This window comes from Micromonospora vulcania, assembly GCF_042658605.1.
Lineage (GTDB): Bacteria > Actinomycetota > Actinomycetes > Mycobacteriales > Micromonosporaceae > Micromonospora > Micromonospora vulcania.
This window is the reverse complement of sequence record NZ_JBHSQS010000003.1, coordinates 299,695-317,458: the sequence shown is the minus strand read 5'-3', so window position 1 is coordinate 317,458 and position 17,764 is coordinate 299,695. Positions and strand designations below refer to the sequence as shown.

The 17,764-nt window shown below is 73.3% G+C and carries 11 protein-coding genes and 2 riboswitches; of the genes, 4 read left to right on the top strand and 7 right to left on the bottom strand.

The features are described 5' to 3' along the window. Positions 1-36: 36 nt before the first annotated feature. From ACFQGL_RS06275 to ACFQGL_RS06250, 6 genes are all read right to left on the bottom strand, one after another. Entirely contained in the window at positions 37-2,355 is a 2,319-nt protein-coding gene (locus tag ACFQGL_RS06275) for a ribonucleoside-diphosphate reductase subunit alpha (protein WP_377507187.1), read from the bottom strand. A gap of 202 nt (positions 2,356-2,557) precedes the next feature. After that, positions 2,558-2,774: riboswitch (cobalamin riboswitch) on the bottom strand. 74 nt (positions 2,775-2,848) lie between these two features. Next, positions 2,849-3,673 (bottom strand): ECF transporter S component, encoded by an 825-nt coding sequence (locus ACFQGL_RS06270; protein WP_377506727.1) that lies wholly within the window; start codon positions 3,671-3,673, stop codon positions 2,849-2,851. Beyond that, positions 3,670-5,304, bottom strand: a complete 1,635-nt coding sequence (locus tag ACFQGL_RS06265) for an ABC transporter ATP-binding protein (protein WP_377506724.1) — start codon at positions 5,302-5,304, stop codon at positions 3,670-3,672. The genes ACFQGL_RS06270 and ACFQGL_RS06265 overlap by 4 nt, the downstream gene beginning before the upstream one ends. After that, on the bottom strand, positions 5,301-6,479 hold the full coding sequence (locus ACFQGL_RS06260) for a CbiQ family ECF transporter T component (protein ID WP_377506721.1): 1,179 nt from the start codon (positions 6,477-6,479) through the stop codon (positions 5,301-5,303). The genes ACFQGL_RS06265 and ACFQGL_RS06260 overlap by 4 nt, the downstream gene beginning before the upstream one ends. A 4-nt stretch (positions 6,480-6,483) precedes the next feature. Further along, a complete protein-coding gene (locus tag ACFQGL_RS06255; protein WP_377506718.1) occupies positions 6,484-7,416 on the bottom strand; it encodes a hypothetical protein in 933 nt (310 codons plus the stop codon). Beyond that, positions 7,413-10,151: a prenyltransferase/squalene oxidase repeat-containing protein gene (locus tag ACFQGL_RS06250; protein ID WP_377506715.1), complete on the bottom strand. Its 2,739-nt coding sequence runs from the start codon at positions 10,149-10,151 to the stop codon at positions 7,413-7,415. The genes ACFQGL_RS06255 and ACFQGL_RS06250 overlap by 4 nt, the downstream gene beginning before the upstream one ends. 93 nt (positions 10,152-10,244) lie before the next feature. Further along, positions 10,245-10,358, bottom strand: a riboswitch (cobalamin riboswitch). Positions 10,359-10,655: 297 nt separating this feature from the next. On the opposite strand from ACFQGL_RS06250, the gene ACFQGL_RS06245 reads away from it, so the two are divergent. The 4 genes from ACFQGL_RS06245 to ACFQGL_RS06230 all read left to right on the top strand — a co-directional run bounded on the left by ACFQGL_RS06245 (position 10,656) and on the right by ACFQGL_RS06230 (position 16,693). Next, complete coding sequence (locus tag ACFQGL_RS06245; RefSeq protein ID WP_377506712.1) at positions 10,656-12,089, top strand: prenyltransferase/squalene oxidase repeat-containing protein; 1,434 nt, start codon at positions 10,656-10,658, stop codon at positions 12,087-12,089. A 159-nt stretch (positions 12,090-12,248) separates the two neighbouring features. Continuing rightward, positions 12,249-13,046 (top strand): siderophore-interacting protein, encoded by a 798-nt coding sequence (locus ACFQGL_RS06240; RefSeq protein ID WP_377506709.1) that lies wholly within the window; start codon positions 12,249-12,251, stop codon positions 13,044-13,046. Positions 13,047-13,280: 234 nt separating this feature from the next. After that, the gene (locus ACFQGL_RS06235; protein WP_377506706.1) at positions 13,281-14,963 is read left to right on the top strand and encodes an ABC transporter ATP-binding protein; all 1,683 of its coding nucleotides are present in this window, start codon (positions 13,281-13,283) and stop codon (positions 14,961-14,963) included. Continuing rightward, entirely contained in the window at positions 14,960-16,693 is a 1,734-nt protein-coding gene (locus tag ACFQGL_RS06230; protein WP_377506703.1) for an ABC transporter ATP-binding protein, read from the top strand. Before ACFQGL_RS06235 ends, ACFQGL_RS06230 begins: the two co-directional genes overlap by 4 nt. Positions 16,694-16,757: 64 nt before the next feature. Here ACFQGL_RS06230 and ACFQGL_RS06225 read toward each other — a convergent pair whose 3' ends face one another. After that, entirely contained in the window at positions 16,758-17,738 is a 981-nt protein-coding gene (locus tag ACFQGL_RS06225; RefSeq protein WP_377506699.1) for a hypothetical protein, read from the bottom strand. Between the last annotated feature and the right edge of the window lie 26 nt (positions 17,739-17,764).

The following is a 17,764-nucleotide window of genomic DNA, read 5'->3' as shown; positions in this document are numbered from 1 at the left end:
TCCTCGTGTCGGTGTCGGTCGTGTGGTCGGTCGCGGTCACTGGCAGGCCTCGCACGACTCGGGGTTCTCCAGCGAGCAGGCCAGCGCCTCCGCGTCGGTCGTCAGGGGCGCGACGACGGCGACGGTGGCCTGCTGGATCCGGGTGGCGGGGCGGGACCGCAGGTAGTAGGTCGTCTTCAGCCCGGCCTTCCAGGCGTACAGGTACATCGAGGAGAGCTTGCCGATGGTGGGCGACGCCAGGAACAGGTTCAGCGACTGGGACTGGTCGATGAACGGTGCGCGGGCGGCGGCCAGGTCGATCAGCGCCCGCTGCGGCAGCTCCCACGCGGTGCGGAACAGCTCCCGGACACTGGCCGGCAGCTCGGCGACGTCCTGCACCGACCCCTCGGCGCGCTTGATCGCCGAGCGGACCCGGCCGGTCCACAGGCCACGGGCCTTCAGCTCGCGTACCAGGGCGGTGTTGACCTGGAGGAACTCACCGGACAGCGTCTCGCGCTTGAACAGGTTGGACACCTGCGGCTCGATGCACTCGTAGCAACCGGCGATCGAGGCGATGGTCGCGGTCGGGGCGACCGCCACCAGCAGCGAGTTGCGCAGCCCGTGCGCCGCGATCCGCTCGCGCAGCGCGTCCCAGCGCGCGGTCTGCGTACCCTCGACACCCCACAGGTCGGGCTGCAGCTGCCCGCGGGCGGCCCGGGTCTGCCCGTACGCCGGATGCGCGCCGAAGCGGCGCGCCAGGTCGGCGGACGTCTCCAGGGCGGTCAGGTACAGCTCCTCGCTGATCCGGGTGGACAGCTCGCGCGCGGCCGGCGAGTCGAACGGCAGCCGCAGCGCGAAGAACACGTCCTGCAGACCCATCAGCCCGAGCCCGACGGGCCGCCAGCGGGGGTTGCTCGCCGCCGCCTGCGGGGTCGGGTAGTAGTTGATGTCGATGACCCGGTCGAGGAACGTGACGGCGGTACGGACCGTGGCACGCAGCCGCTCCCAGTCGATGCCGTCGGCGACGAGGTGGGCGGCGAGGTTCACCGAGCCGAGGTTGCACACGGCGGTCTCGGCGTCGCTGGACACCTCGATGATCTCGGTGCAGAGGTTGGACAGGTGCACCACGTTGCCCGGTTCGGCGGTCTGGTTGCACAGCCGGTTCGAGGCGTCCTTGAAGGTCATCCACCCGTTGCCGGTCTGGGCCAGGGTGCGCATCATCTTGCCGTACAGCTCCCGCGCCGGGACCTGCCGCACGTAGCGGCCCTGCGCCTCGGCCGCCCGGTACGCGGCGTCGAACCGCTCCCCCCACAGGTCGGGCAACTCGGGCACCTCGTGCGGGTCGAACAGCGACCACATCTCGTCGGCCTCGACGCGGCGCATGAACTCGTCCGGGATCCAGTTGGCCAGGTTCAGGTTGTGGGTACGCCGGGCATCCTCGCCGGTGTTGTCCCGCAGTTGCAGGAACTCCTCGATGTCCGGGTGCCACGGCTCCAGGTAGACGCAGGCCGCGCCCTTGCGCCGGCCGCCCTGGTTGACCGCCGCGACGCTCGCGTCCAGCGTGCGCAGCCACGGCACGATCCCGTTGGACTGTCCGTTCGTGCCGCGGATCAGCGAGCCCCGGGACCGGACCCGGGAGTACCCGATGCCGATGCCACCGGCGAACTTGGACAGGTTGGCGACCTGGGCGTACCGCTGGTAGATCGAGTCGAGTTCGTCGCGCGGGGAGTCGACCAGGTAGCAGGACGACATCTGGGTGTGCCGGGTTCCGGAGTTGAACAGCGTCGGTGAGCTGGGCAGGTAGGCCAGGCTGGACATCAGTCGGTAGAACTCGACCGCCTCGTCCGGCGTGTCGGACAGGCCGCAGGCCACCCGCAGCAGCCAGTACTGCGGGGTCTCCAGCACGAGCCGGCTGGTCGGGTGGCGCAGCAGGTAGCGGTCGTACACCGTGCGCAGGCCGAAGTACTCGAACCGTCGGTCGCCGCCCGCGTCCACGGCGTCATCGAGGGTACGGGCGTGTGCGGCGACGAACGCGGCGGTGTCGTCGCCGATCAGGCCCTCGGCGTGGCTCATCCGGATCGCCGCGCTGAACGAGGTGATGCCCTGCCGGCGTACCTCCTTGTCGACGTAGCCGGCGAGCAGGCGGGCCGCGAGGCGGGAGTACTGCGGTTCCTCGCCGATCATCTCGGCCGCGGTCTGAATGGACAGCCGGTCCAGCTCGGCGGTCGTCGCGCCGTCGTACAGGCCGCTGATCGTCCGGGTGGCCACCCGCAGCGGGTCGACGTCGGCCAGGTCGTCGGCCCACCGCTCGACCGCCCGGACGATCTTGTTCACATCCACGGGTTCGCTGGCGCCGTCGCGCTTGCGGACCTGCATCTGGGTCCGGCGCTGGCCGGGCGGGGCCGCGTCGCCGCTGGCCGGAAGTACCTCGGTGACCGTCACTACTCACTCCTCGCGAGTTCGAGACCTGATGGCCCGGGCACGAGGGGACAGACACCGGCGGACGCCACGCCCGACGGGCGTGGGTCAGGTGGCGTCGGCCGTCCCACGCGGCCTCGGACCGCCGCCCACCCGGGTGCGGGTACGCGGCGCGCTGGCAGGTCTTCGGACTCGCGGGCGCGACCGGGCTGACCGGTCTCCTACTGGCCGTCGCTTCCCAGGCCGCTTGGCGGCCCAGTGCTGATGACGGCGGTCGTTCCCACTCACCGCTGCGGGACAGTCCCGGATTTCCACCGGGTTCCCTCTTGCCTCGTCCACTCCGGATGAGTGGTCGAACCAGCTGCGCTCGACACCATATATAGGTCAGGACGCCGTTGTCACACCCCACATGTCGTTCCCGGGCGTGTCGGACGTCAACTGGTGATCACCGTCACCGGCCAGCGTGCCGGTCCGTCGGCGCGGCGGGCGTGAACGTCGCCGTGGCCCGGAAACTCGCGCGTCGGGACGCACGGCGCAACGCGCCGAGTACGGCCGGCCCGGCCAGGGTGACCAGGACCGCGGTGGTGACCGCCCGGCCGGTGTCCCACCCCAACGAGGTGACGGTGAAGAAGGTCAGGTACCGCTGGAGTTGCTCCGCGACCGGCAGACCGGGTTGGTAGGCGATCGAGCTGGTCGGGTCGAGCGAGAACGGCCAGAACGACAGGTTGAGCATGAACCCGAAGAAGTATCCGCTGACCGCGGCGTAGCCGGCGAGCAGCACGATCTCGGCCCGGCCCTTCGCCCTGGGCAGCAGGCCGGCGAACATGCCGACCCAGGCGCAGCCGAACATCTGGTACGGCATCCAGGGCCCCACTCCCCCGGTGAGCAGGGCGGACGCGAACAGCGAGGTGCAGCCGAGCGCGAAGCCGAAGCCGGGTCCGAAGACCCGACCGGCGAGCACGAGGAGGAAGAAGACGGTCTCGATGCCGGCCGTACCCGCGCCGAGCGGTCGCAGTGCGGCGTTGATGGCGGACAGCACGCCGAGCATGGCCAGGGCCTTTGCGTCGATCCTGCCGTCGGCGATCTCGGCGAAGATCACGGCGAGGACGAGGAGCAGCAGCACCCCGAACATCAGCGGCGGCGTCTGGGTCGAGCCGAAGGTCCCCGGCGCGACGACGAACGGCCACAGGAACGCGACGAAGCCCAGGAACGACGCCATGGTGATGGCGAGGACCGCGCGGGTGGGCACGCGCACGGCGACGGTCCGGGTCGTCACGCGGACACCGCCGGATCGGCCAGGGCGGCGGCGACCTGCCCGACGGTCAGGTATGGCAGCGGGGCGAGGATCTTCGCGACCTGCGGGGCGAACGTCGGCGACGCGGTGAGCACGGCCGGTACGGGACCGTCGGCGACGATCTCGCCGTCGGCCAGGACGACGACCCGGTCGGCGGTGGCCGTGGCGAACTCGACGTCGTGGGTGGCCACGACGACGGCACGGCCCTGCCCGGCGAGGGTGTCGAGCGTACGGGTCAGTGCGGCCTTGGCCTGGTAGTCCAGTCCACGGGTCGGTTCGTCGAGGAGCAGGACGCCCGGAGTGACGGCGAGTTGGATCGCCAGGACCAGGGCGAGCTGCTGCCCGGCGGACAGGTCCCGGGGATGGCTGTCGCCGTCGATCCCGGCGGCGATCGAGTCGAGCAGGCCACGGGCCGTGCCCGGCTCGGCGCCGTCCCGGTCGGCCTGGGCGAGTTCGGCGTCGACGGTGTCCAGGTAGAGCAGGTCGGTGGCGGTCTGCGGGACGAGACCGACGAGTCGCCGGGCCTGGCTCGCTCCGACCCTTCCCGGGTCGGCACCACCGCCGTCCGGGTCGGGGACCTCGATGCTGCCGCCGGCACGCTGACCCGAGCCCTGCAACGCCCAGAGCAGCGAGGACTTGCCCGAGCCGTTGCGACCCATCAGTGCGGTGATCTCACCGCGTACCAGAGTCAGGTCGACACCGCGGACGGCGACGACCGGGCCGTGCCGGACGATCACGCCGGCCGCGGTGAGCGCGGGCCGGGCACTGGCCCGGGACCGACGGTGTGGCTGCGGCGGAGTGCTCGGAAGCCGGTCCCGCAGGGTGGGGGCGTGCCGGCGTGCGTCGCGGACCGACAGCGGCAGCGGTGTCCAGCCGGCCAGCCGGCCGAGTTCGACCACGGGCGGCGCGACGGTGCTGCCGGCGATCAGCGCGCTCGGTCCGCCGTGCCGGACGGTGCCGTCGCTGGCGATGTGAATGAGCCGGTCGGCGTACGGCACGACGCGTTCGAGACGGTGCTCGGCCAGCACGACGGTGACGCCGAGGTCGTGGACGAGGCGGGTGATGGTGGCGAGGACGTCGTCGGCCCCGGTCGGATCGAGCGCGGAAGTGGGCTCGTCGAGGACCAGCACCCGCGGGTGGGCGGTCAACGCGGCGCCGATCGCGACGCGTTGCTGCTGGCCGCCGGAGAGCTCGTGCAGGCCCCGGTGGCGCAGGTCGGCCAGGCCGAGCAGGTCCAGGGTCTCCTCCACCCGGGTACGCATGACCGCCGGGTCGAGGGCGAGCTGTTCCATGCCGTATGCCAGCTCCTCCTCGACGGTGTCGGTGACGAACCCGGCGACCGGGTCCTGGCCGACGACACCGACGAGGTCGGCGAGCTCCCGTGGTGGGTGGTGGGCGGTGTCCCGACCGGCGACGCGCACGCTGCCCGCCAGGGTGCCGCCGGTGAAGTGCGGGACGAGGCCGTTGATCGCGGCGAGCAGGGTCGACTTCCCCGCGCCGGTGTGTCCCACGACCAGGCAGAGCTCGCCCTCGTCGATGCTCAGGTCGACGTCGCGCAGGGCGGGTCGGTGCGCGCCGTCGTAGGTGACGCTGACGCGCTCGAAGCGGATCATGAGGGTGCTCCTGCGGTGTTGGGAACGTGACGCTGCCCGGCGGCGGGCTCGGGTCGGTGCCGGGGCGGTGGTGTCGGCGCGGCGACCGCCGCGAGGGCGGCGACGAGGATCGCGGCGGCCGGTAGCGGCGGCAGGACGGGCCAGTGCAGCGGATAGAGGCTCGGGTTGAGCGCGGCGGGGTCGTACCCGGTACCCGCGCCGAGCACGACGGCGGTGACGACGCCGCAGCCGGCGACCGTCCATTCCGGCCACTGCCACGGGTCGGGTCGGTACCGGCTGCGGGAGACCCGCCGACCGCCGAGGGCGATGCCGGCGACGCAGAGCAGGACCCCGCCGCCGAGCCCGCCGAGCCCGACCGGGCGGGGCACCCCCGGGTCGAGCAGGCCGTACGCGCCGACGCAGAGGCCGGCCATTCCGGTGAGCATGAGTACGCCGGTGAGCCGACGCGCTGCCGGGGTGGCCGCGCCGACCCGCCCGTAGCCACGGGAGTCCATGGCGGCCGCCAGCCGCAGGGACCGGTCCAGCGCGTCGTGCAGGACCGGAATCGTGATCGCCCGCAGCGCGCCGATGCCCTTGGCCCGCCCGGCGCGCAGCCGGCGGGCACGGGCGACCCGCTGGACGCTCTCCACCAGTTGCGGCGCGACGCTCAGTGCGACGGTGACGGCGACGCCGAGTTCGTACAGGGCGCCGGGGAGGACCCGCAGGGCGCGTTTCGGGTTGGCGAGGCTGTTGGCGGCACCGATGCAGCACAGCAGGCAGGCCAGGCGAAGCCCGTCGACGGTGGCGGACAGGGTCGCCTCCAACGACACCGGGCCGCCGATCTGGATGCCCGCGTACCAGTCGGGTGTCGGCAGGTGCGGCAGCCGGAACAGGATGTGGTCCGCGGGGGTGATGCCGGAGGCGAAGACCGACCGGAACACCACTCGGATCGCGATGACCAGCAGCGCCAGACCGAGGTAGTAGCGAAACGCCCGTGCCCAGGGCGCGTCGGTGCGACGGGCGGTGACCACGAGACCGAGCACCGCGAAGATGAGCAGCAACAGCAGTGGATTGCTGGTACGGCTGGCGGCGGTGGCCAGCGCGAGCGCCCACAGCCACCAGGCCACCGGGTGCAGGGGCCGGGGCAGCCGGGCGACCGCCAGGCGGTGGCCGAGGCCGGCGCGGGGCGTACGCATCGGGTCAGGTACGACGGCGGCGCCAGGCGACGACACCGCCGGTCGCGGCCAGGAGGGCCAGCAGCCCTACCGTGATCAGTGCCGGCAGCGCCGATCCGCTGTCGGTGCGGGACGCCGTCCGGGTCGGTGCCGCGTCGAGGATGCGCGGCCCGTCCGGGGTGCCGGTCGGCGACGCGGACGGCAGCCCCGGCGGTACGGTGCCTGCGGCCGTGGCGACCGGCGCGGTCGGTGTGCTGCCCGGCGGGACCGGAACCGGTGCGCCCGTCGGCGGGACTCCGGGCGGGAGGTTGCCGCCGCCGGGAACGCCCACCACCGGCGGATTCCCGGCGGCCGGTGGCTTCCCGACGCCGGGCGCGGCGGTCGTGGGTGCGGCGGGAGCCGGGGCGGTGGTGGCACTGATCGGCCTGCTGTTCTGGGCCCGGACGCTGTTCGGGCTGACCGTGGGCCGTCCCTGGGTGCCGCCGATGTCGGTGGCACCGAAGATCCACAGGTCGACGCTGCCGGGTCGGGGCTTGTAGCTCATCGCGCCGAGTTGGCTGTAGACCCAACTGTTCTGCCCCGGGTCGGCGTGCCAGTACGACCAGTACGCGCTGGCCGGCGGGGTGAGCGCGCACTTCTCGTCCCCCGGGGTGGGGTACTGGGTGCCGCCCTGGTGACCGGCGTACCCGATCCGGCAGATGAACGCCGGCCCGTCGTGCTGGGTGCCGGTCGTACGCCAGCCGCCCTGGTTGAGCAGCTGATACCCGGTGGTCGGGGTGGTGCCGCAGGACCGCAGCAGCGGCCCACCCCACCTGCTGAAGTCGACCGCCAGGATCACCCCGGACGAGGTGGTGCACTGGCCGATCGGCAGCGCGTCGGCCAGCGCCGGCGCGGGGGGCGCGAGCACCGCCCCGACGATCGCCAGGGCCACGACCGGGCGGAGCCAGCGGGTCGTCACGGCGTACCGCCCTGGTCGGCGGTCGCGCGGCGGCGTGCGGCGACCCGCAGCAGCACGCCCCCGACGACGAGCACCAGGGCCAGCAGGGCCAGCGTCACGATCGGCGCTCCGGTGCGGGGCAGGTTGCCCGACGAGTGGCCCCCGGTGCCGGGCGACGACGAGGTCGCGCTGGGCGACGCCGACGAGGATGCCGACGACGTGGGAGTCGCGGTCGCCGTCGGCGTCGGCGTCGGCGTACCCGACGGGTCCGAGCCCGGCAGTTCGTGGACGTCGCGGGTCAGCGCGGCGAAGGAGACGCCGGTGGCACCGCCGACGACCTGGGTGGAGGCGCGTACGTCCGAACCGGCCTGGCCACCGGCGGCGACGGTGAACCCGCCGTCGTCGTTCTGCTGACCGGCCAGGAACGCCAGCGCCTTGTCGATCTGACCGGGGTAGGTGCTGCCGCGCAGCGTGAGGCCCTGGATCGCGAGCGCGGTGGAGTTGGTGGAGTCGCCGGCCGCGCCGGGGAACCCGCCGTGCTCCTTCTGCGCCCCGGCGATCCAGGCCAGCGCCCTGTCCACGGCGGTGACCGCCGCCGGGTCGTCGGTCAGCAGCGCAAGGGCCATCGCGCCCATCGCGGTGCTGTCGACGTCCCGGTCGTCGTTCGCGGCCGGGATCAGGCTGGGGAACGACCCGTCGGCGCGCTGGAGTCCCTTGAGGAACGTGATCGGCGCGGTGGCCTCCTCGCCCCGGCCCGCCCGCAGCTGCGCCATGATGCCCAGCGACTGCCCGAAGACCGAGGTGGCGTAGCGGTAGTTGCCGGCGCCGGCGCAGCCGGCCTGCGCGTCGAGCTTGGTGCAGGTCACGTCGTGCAGCGCCGCGATCAGGTCGTGCCCGCCGAAGGCTCGTGGGTCGTACCCGGTGACCTGGGCGAGCAGCGCCACCTTGCCGATCGCGCCGCCAGCGGCGTAGTCGGTGCCGATACCGAGCCAGGTGTCGACGGTGAACCCGCTCTCACCGACCACGCCGCCGCCGCGCAGAAACTCGACGATCGCCCGCAGCCGGGTGTCGTCGCCGCCGGTGGCGGCCAGGGCGTACGCGCCGTCGATGCTCAGCCCGAAGTCGGGGTAGCCGGGGAACGACTCGTAGTACCTGCCGTCGATCAGGTTGGCCGGTGCGACGAGGTAGGCCACCCCCTTGACCAGGTCGGGTCTCGGTCCGGCCGGCGGCGGGCCGCCCAGCGGGTGGGTGAGGGCGGCGAGGTTCGTGCCGGCCAACGCGAGCGTGGCCGCGCCGGTGGCGGACAGGTCCGCGTCCGGGTTGTTGACGTCCGGGCTCAGCCCGCCGCCGGTGGCGATGCGGCTGACCAGGAAGCCGACGGCACTGGCCGACCGGTCGGCGTCGCCCAGCACGGCGAGGGCCTGCGCGGCGTGCCCGGTGGCGTAGGTGTCGGTGAACCCGGCCCCGGTGTACGGCTGGTAGCCGCCGTCGGTCTCCTGCGCACCGGTCAGGAACGCCGTGGCCGACCCCAGTGCGGCCTCCTGACCACCGAGCGCGTGCAGTGCCAGGACGGCCAGGCTCGTGCCGGCGACGTCCGGGTCACAGAACTCGCCCGGCGCGAGCCACATGCCGCCGAAGGCACCGCCCGCGCACTGCTGCTGGGTCAACCGGGTGACGGTCGCGGCCGGCGGAGTGACGCCGGCCCGCTTGAGGGCGAGCAGCGCGGTCGCGTGGGTCATCGGCGTGGTGGACCCGGCGAAATCCCCGGCGGCGGCGCAGCCCGCGTCGTAGTCGGTCCTGGTACACACCCGGTCGGTGAGCGCGGCGAGCAGGTCCCGGCCGCCGAACGCGCGGGGGTCGCCCACCGTGCTGGTGACCAGGAGCGCGAGGTTGGCGATGGTGGCCGGGTGCGGCACGGCGGTGACGCCGTCCGGGAAGATCGCGGCGTCGACGTGGGCCCGCAGGAAGTCGACGATCCTGGTGAGGGTCTGGTCCTGCCCACCGGTCGCGGCCAGCGCGGTGGCGACGGCGATGGTCCGGTGGTAGTCGATCGCCCCGTTGTCGACGTGGTCGCCGTCGGTGAGCTGCCCCACCAGGTAACTCGCAACGGCTTTGACCTGGCCTTCGGTCGGGCGTACCGGCGGGTCGGTCGGCCCGGCCGTCCCGGTCGGCGTCGGAGTCGGCGTCCCGGACGGACCCGGGCCGCTCGCGCGGACCGAGGCGGGGGTGAAGCTCGGGGCACCGGTCGTGCCGCCGATGTCGGTGCCGCCGAAGACCCATGCCTCGACCTCACCCGGCCCCGGCCGCTGCGCCATCGCACCGAGCGGGCTGTACGTCCAGTGGTCCTGCCCGGCCGGCGCGATCCAGTACGACCAGTAGGCGGTCGCCGGTGGCGTCAGCTCGCACGGCTCGTCGGCGAGCGCCGGGCGCTCGGCACCGGACTCGAAGGCGGGCGACCCGATCCGGCAGATGAAGCCCGGGCCGTCGTGGACGGTTCCGGTCGTGGTGAATCCCGCCTCGTGCAGCAGGTCCAGCCCCGTGGTCGGGGTGGCGTCGCAGCCCCGCAGCACCGACCCGCCCCACGGGCCGAAGTCGACCGCGACGATCGCGCCCCGGGTGTCGGTGCAGGACTCCAGCGGATCGGCGTTCGCCGCACGGGTCGGCACCACGAGCGCCGACGCGGCGACGGTCACCGCCGCGGCGAGCGCCAGCCACGCCAGGTGGATCCGCGATGTTCGACTGACCAGTGGGGACATGGCGACTCTCTCGGGGGTAGCGGCGCAGGCGCGGACGCGGACCCCGAGGACAGCCCTCGGAAACCTGGCTCCGCGCCGTGTACCTCGACGGCGCTGCGGTGCTCTATCCAGCCAGGTAATCCGACTCGTCCCGAACGGGACCTACGGCTGCGGGCCAGTGCCGGACTTTGACCGGCTTCCCCTGACTGCTGGATCGCGGCCATCGGACCACAGGCGGCACCACGCCGTCAACGCGAACCCGTGTCACGTAGCTAACAGCGCGCGGTGGGGGCTTCGTCCCATACGGTGACCGCGTCATCGCGTGGGGGAACCCGGTGGGAATCCGGGGCTGACGCGCAACGGTGAGGACGGCGTACCCGTCCACAGCCCGACTACCCACGTGGTGACGCAGCACCTGCGGTATCCGTCCCACGCGTCCTGCGGCCGGCCCGCCCCGCTCCGCCGGCCTGCGTGCCGGGCTCCCGGGTCGAGGGCAGTCGCGCCCCGCAACCCCAAGGAGACCCGATGTCCTCACGCCCGCACTCCGGCGTCCACCGCAGAGCGCTCGCGCTCGCTCCGGCCGCCGCGCTTCTCGCCACGGTCGTCACGGTGGTGGCCGGCGCGGCTCCGGCGGCCGCGACCTCGACCCCGGCACAGATCACCACCGCCAAGACCAACGGCGTCGCCTACCTGCGGACCCTGCAGGCGGCCGACGGCAGCTACGCCACCGGCGGCCTGTCCAACGAGTGGGCGTTCAGCGCGTTCGCCCCCGCCGGCACCGCGGCCGTGGACGTCTACCCGGGCGGCGACACCACCAAGAACGCCCGCACCGTCTACCGCAACCAACTCTCCGCCGCGTCCTGGCCCAGCGCCTCCCCCGTCGTCACCGACTACGAGCGTGGGGTCCTGAACGCCTACGCCGCCGGCATCGACCCTGCCCGGGTCTCCCCGGCCCGCAACCTGATCGCGGACACGATCGCCTACTGGCAGACCGGTTCGGCCGGCTACTACGGCCCACCGGCCAACGTCAACGGCACCATCTTCGCCACCCTCGCCCTGGCTGGCGCGAAGACCCAGACCGGCGCCGCCCGCGTTCCGCAGGCGCTGCTCAACCTGTCGGTCACCCGGATCCGCAACAACCAGCACAACGACGGCGGCTGGACCTTCAGCCAGGCCGAGGGCAACCCCACCCAGCTCGCCGCCGCCAGCGACATCGACATGACCGGCGCCGCGATGGCCGCCCTCTGCGCGGCCGGCGTACCCAACACCGACACCGACGTCGTCCAGGCGAAGAACTTCCTCAAGGGCAAGCTCGTCAACGCGTCGGGCGCCTTCAGCTCGATGTTCGGCGTCAACACCGACTCCAACGCGTGGGCGGTCTCCGGGCTCAACGCCTGCGGCATCCCCAGCCAGGGCACCGACTTCACCACCGCCGCCGGCAAGACCCCGATCGACTTCCTGCGCGCGCAGCAGCTGGCCGGCGGCGGCTTCAAGTACCTGACCACCAACACCACCCCATCGGCGTACGCCTCGATCGACGCGGTCCGTGCGCTGGCCGGCGGCGGCTACACGGCCGCTCCCCCGACCCCGGTCACCGCCGGCGCCCCCACCTGGGTCGCCGCCAGCGGCTTCACCGCGGGCACCGCCACCAGGCTCGCCGTCGTCGTCGACAACGGCAGCGGCACCATCCGGCCGTGCGCGGTGACCCTGACCCCGACTGCCGCCACCACCACCCTCGGCACCGTCCTGGACGCCGCGATCGGTGCCGCCGCCCCCAGCGGCTGCGTCACCGCGGTCAACCCGACCACCGGGACCGGCACCATCACCTCGATCAACGGCCTGGCCAACAGCGGCACCTCCACCTGGAAGGTGGCCAAGGACGGCGGCGCCCTGGCCGCCGCGACCCGCGGCACGACCGTGAACGTCGGCGACACCATCTACCTGCGCTACGGCGTCTAGGCGTACGACCGGCCGCGTTGACCGGTGGCCAGCGGGGGCGAGGCCTCCGCTGGCCACCTGGCGTGCTCAGGCCTCGGTCGGGCACGACTTCTTCAAAGGATAGGCTAACCTAAGCTGCGTCCGCAGAGCCTGGTTCACGATCCACGAAGGAGCGCCATCATGACCGTCGACACCACTCCGGTCGAGACCGGGCTGATCAGACGCCCGATGCTCGCCGAGGTCGTCGCAAACCGGCCGCTCACACCGCACCTGCGGCGGATCACCCTGACCGGCGCGGAACTCGACCGTTTCGCGTACGAGGGGCCGGACCAGTTGGCGCGCGTCTTCCTCGCGCCAACACCCGGTGCCGACCTGCACCTGCCGGACTCCGAGCAGTGGTGGACCGCCGTGCAGGCCATGCCGGCGGAGGTACGCCCGGTGGTCCGCAACTACACCGTCCGACGCCTGGACGCCGACCGCCGCGAGCTGGACATCGACTTCGTGCTGCACGGTGACGGCGGCCCGGCCTCGGCCTGGGCGCGCACCGCCGCGCGCGGCGACCAGGTCGGCGTGCTCAGCGACGGCGCCGAATACGCTCCGCCCGCCGACACCGACTGGCAGTTGCTGATCGGCGACGAGACCGGCATGCCGGCCGTCACTGCGGCCATCGAGGCGCTGCCGCCGCAGGCGCGGGCCATCGCGCTGATCGAGGTGGGTTCCGCCGAACACGAGATCGAGGTACGCACCCCCGCCGGTGTCACGCTGACCTGGTTGCACCGCGGCGGCACACCTGCGGGCAGCAGCGACGTGGTGATCCGCACGCTGCGTGAGCTGGCGTTGCCGGCCGGCACGCCGTACGCCTTCGTGGCGGGCGAGTCGTCCATGGTCACGACCGTCCGCCGACACCTGTGCACCGATCGCGGCATCGCCAAGGCGCGCGTCTACTTCTGCGGTTACTGGAAGCTCACCTCGCACTGAATACGGACGCCACGCGCGCTGCCGACCGCCCGGCGGCACGCCGCACCAGGATGCGCGCGAGGCCCCGGGCGACGGCCTCGACCCGTGAGTGTAGGTTAGCCTCACCTAATTCCACGAACGCGGGATGGAGCACGTCTTGGCCACAGGCAGCGGCGTACACCCGGCGCTGCCGGCCGACGCCTCCCGGACGGCCCGGAACGGGATGACTCTGGCCACGGCCCAGCGGGCCTGGGCATGAGCGACGGACGCGGTGTGCTCGCCGACGCGCTCGGCGGGCAGCGCCGGACCCTCGCGCTGAGCACGCTCCTGGCCACCCTCCATCAGGCCGGCGAGGCGTCGGTTCCGTTCCTGATCGGCGTGATCATCGACCGCGCGGTCGCCGGCGGCCTCGGCGACCTCGCCCTGTGGTTGGGCGTGCTGGCCGCGGTCTACCTCGGCCTGAGCTACAGCTTCCGGTACGGCGCACGCGCCGCCGAGCGCGCCGCCGAACAGGCGGCCCACGGTCTACGGCTGCGGGTGACCCGCCGGGTGCTGCACGAGCGCGGCGGCGCCGAGACCGACCGGTTGCCCGGTGCCCTGGTCTCGATCGCCACCAGCGACGCGTCCCGGGTCGGCGGGGTCGCCATCGCGGTCATCTATGGCACGGCCGCGGTCGTCAGCCTGATCTTCGCAGCGGTCCTGCTGCTCTCCGTGTCGATACCACTCGGGCTGCTGGTGCTCCTGGGCACTCCGCCGCTGATGCTGCTCACCCGCCTACTCGGCAAGCCGCTGGAGGCACGCAGCGAGACCGAGCAGGAGCACGGCGCACACACCTCCGGCATCGCCGCCGACCTGGTCACCGGGCTGCGCGTGATCAAGGGCCTGCGAGCCGAGAGCGCGGCGGTCGCCCGCTACTCCGAGCGCAGTCGAGGCGCGCTCGCCGCGACCGTCCGGGCGGCCCGCGCCGAGGCCGCGTACAAGAGCGTGGTGCTCGCACTCGGCGGCGCGTTCCTGGCGGTCATCGCGGTCGTCGGTGGCCTGCTCGCGGTCCGCGGCCAGATCAGCGTCGGTCAGCTCATCTCCTCGCTCGGTCTGGCCCAGTTCCTGGTCGGTCCGATGTCGACGTTCGGCTGGGTGGGTGCGGACCTCGCCCAGGGCCGGGCGTCCGCCCGGCGCATCGCCGCCGTCCTGGACGCGCCCGTCGCGGTGCGCGGAGGGGAGGCGAGCCCGGTTACTCCGACCCGGGGTGCTCTCGCGTTGCGTGGGCTGGACAGCCCGCCGCTGCGCGGGCTCGACCTGGACATCGCCCCCGGCGAGCTGGTCGGAATCGTCGCCACCGATCCGGCCGAGGCGGCCACGCTGGTACGCCTGCTCGGCCGCACGTCCGACCCGGACGCCGGGGTGATCGAGCTGGACGGCGTACCGCTCGCCGATCTCGCGCCGGACGACCTGCGGGCCGTGGTGCTGGCCGTCGAACACCAGACCGACCTGTTCGACGGCACCATCCGGGCCGGTGTCTCGCTCTCCGGGCGCGCTCGGCCGGACACCGTCGAGGCGGCGGTGAGCACCGCCGACGCCGACGAGGTGGCGCGCAACCTGCCGGACGGGCTGGACACCGTGCTGGACGACCGGGCCCACTCGCTCTCCGGCGGGCAGCGACAGCGCATCGCGCTGGCCCGCGCGCTGGCCGGCGATCCGCCGGTGCTGGTCGTCCACGACCCCACCACCGCGGTCGACGCGGTGACCGAGGCCCGGATCGCCGGGCGACTGCGGTCGATGCGCGACGGGCGTACGACCATCCTGGTCACCGCCAGCCCCGCGTTGCTGGCGGTGACCGACCGGGTGATCGTCGTGCACCGCGGCACCGTGCACGCCGACGGCAGGCACGGCGATCTGGTGGCCGAGAACGACACGTACCGGGAGACCGTGCTGGCATGACCGACTCCACTTCGACCGCGCTGCTGCCGATCGCGACCGGACGCCGCACCCGGGCACAGCTCCGCGTACTGGTACGACCACACCGGGCCCGGCTGGCCGGCGCGCTCGCCCTGCTGGTCGCCGGCACCACGGCCGGCCTGGTCTCCCCGCCGCTGCTCGGGCACATCGTCGACCTCGCCACCACCGGCGGCAGCACCGCGGATTTCGTCCTCACCGGCGTCGGCCTGGTGGCCGGCGTGCTCGTCGAGGCGGCGCTGGCCGGGCTCGGCGTCGCCCTGCTCGCGCAGATCGGCGAGAGCATGCTGGCCCGGTTGCGCGAGCGGTTCGTCTCCTCGGCCCTGCGCCTTGCACTGGACCAGGTCGAGCGCGCCGGCACCGGCGACCTCACCTCCCGGGTCACCAACGACGTGGCGGTGATCGCCGAGGCGGCCCGCAGCGCCCTTCCCGAGTTCACCCGTGCCGTGCTGACCATCGTGCTCACCCTGGCCGGGATGGCGGTGCTGGACTGGCGTTTCCTCATTGCGGCCCTGATCGCGGTGCCGGTCCAGCTGCACACGGTCCGCTGGTACACCCGCCACGCCGTGCCGCTCTATGCCCGGCAACGCGTCGCCGTCGCCACGCAGCAGCACCACCTGCTCGCCACCATCGACGGCGCGTCGACCATCCGTGCGTTCCGGATCGCCGACGAGCACCGGGACCGCGTCGCCTCCAAGTCCCAGCAGGCCGTGGATCTGCTCCTGCGCGGCATCGCACTGCAGACCCGGTTCTATGCCCGGCTGCACGTCGCCGAGTTCGCCGGACTCGCGGCCGTACTGGCCACCGGCTTCTTCCTGTTGCGCGCGGACGCCGTGAGCATCGGTGCGGCGACCGCGGCGGCGCTGTACTTCCATGGCCTGTTCACCCCGATCAACGTGGCTCTGGCCCTGGTCGACGACGCCCAGGCGGCCTCGTCCGGGTTGGACCGGCTGATCGGGGTCGCCGACCTGGACCCGCCCACGCGGCAGCGGGCGACCGCCGGCGACGGGCCGGACGCGGTGGTGGTGCACGGGTTGGACTTCGCCTACGTACCGGGCCGTCCGGTGCTGGCCGGGGTTGACCTGACGATCGCCCGCGGTGAACGGGTCGCCGTGGTCGGCAGCAGTGGTGCGGGCAAGACCACCCTGGCCAAGGTGATCGCCGGCGTGCACGAACCGACCGGCGGACGTGTCGCGGTGCCGGCCGGCGAGGTCGCGCTGATCACCCAGGAGGTGCACGTCTTCGCCGGGCCGCTCGCCGAGGACCTGCGGCTGGCCCGTGCCGACGCCTCCGACGACGAGGTGCGCGCCGCGCTTGCCGCCGTCGACGCGCTGGGCTGGGTGGAGCAACTGCCGGACGGCCTGGACACCGAGGTCGGTGCGGGCGGTCACCTGCTCACCGCGGCGCAGGCCCAGCAACTGGCGTTCGCCCGGCTGATCCTGGCCGACCCGCCGGTGGCGATCCTCGACGAGGCCACCGCGGAGGCCGGCAGCGCCGGCGCCCGCCTGCTCGAACGGGTGGCGACCGCCGCCCTGGCCGGGCGTACCGCGCTGATCGTCGCGCACCGGCTCACCCAGGCCGTGACGGCGGACCGGATCGTGGTGATGGAGGCCGGCCGCATCGTCGAGACCGGCACCCACCAGGAGTTGGTCGAGCGGGACGGCCCATACGCCACGCTGTGGCAGGCGTGGTCGGACCAGCGCGCCCACCACTGAGCGAACGCGGCACCGGGCCGGACGCCGTGTGGCGTCCGACCCGGTGCGATCGGGCGTCGCGTGTCTAGAGCCCGGCGTCGCCGGACGCGGTGGCCTCCTGCACCGCCGACGTACGCCGGACCGCCGCCCGCTGGTCGCCGGCCTCGTCGCGATCCCCACCGGCCGCGGCCTGGGTCGCCCGTGCCGCGTTCGCACCCGCCTGCTCACCGGTCACGCCACCGCGGATCCGGTTGTTGGCGGCCACCTGGGCGGCCGGGTTGTTGGACGTCACCGTCAACGTGCCGTCGATGATGTTGTCGTCGACGGTGACGCCGCCGGTGGTGTTGGTGATGCTGACGTCCCGGCCCCAGTAGCTGCCGGAGGCGCAGCCGTCGAGGTTGCCGTTCGGGCCCAACTGCACGCCGCCCAGGTTGCCGGCGAAGGTGGCCCGGCCCCGGATGGCGCTGCCGCACACGACACTGCCGGTGGCGCTGTTCAGCACCGACAGCGTGCCGTCCACGAACGAGTCGTGCACGTCGGTGTAGTAGGTGCCGGTGCTGCTGAGGTTGCCCTCCACCTGCGTGTTGCGGTCCAGCCGGACCTCACCGGCGCCGGTGGTGACGTGCCCGGCGATCGTCGAGGCCTCGACGAACAGGAAGCTGTCGATCGTCGCGGAGCCCTTCGGCCGTACGACCACGGTGCCGGTCCGGGCGTCCTTGAGGAACGTGCCGTACCCGCCGGCGGCCAGCACCACGCTGCCGCCGATGGTCGTGTCGGTGGCGTCCAGGTAGCCGTCCGCGGCGACACGGACATCGCCGCTGACATTGCCACCGGCCACCACCAGGTTGCCGCCGGCGGCGACGCTGACGTTGCCGGTGATCGTGGTGCCGGTGAGCGCGCAGGACTCGCCCGCCGGCACGTACAGGTCGTTGGGCACGGTCACCGCACCGCCGGTGCCGATGCAGTAGGTGACCAGGTCGGCGTGTGCGCTGGGCGCCAGGGCCAGCACCGAGGAGGCGACGACGGCGGTCACGGTGGCCAGCTTGGCGGCGGTACGTCTGGGCATCGCTGTACTCCCTGTCGATGAGGTTC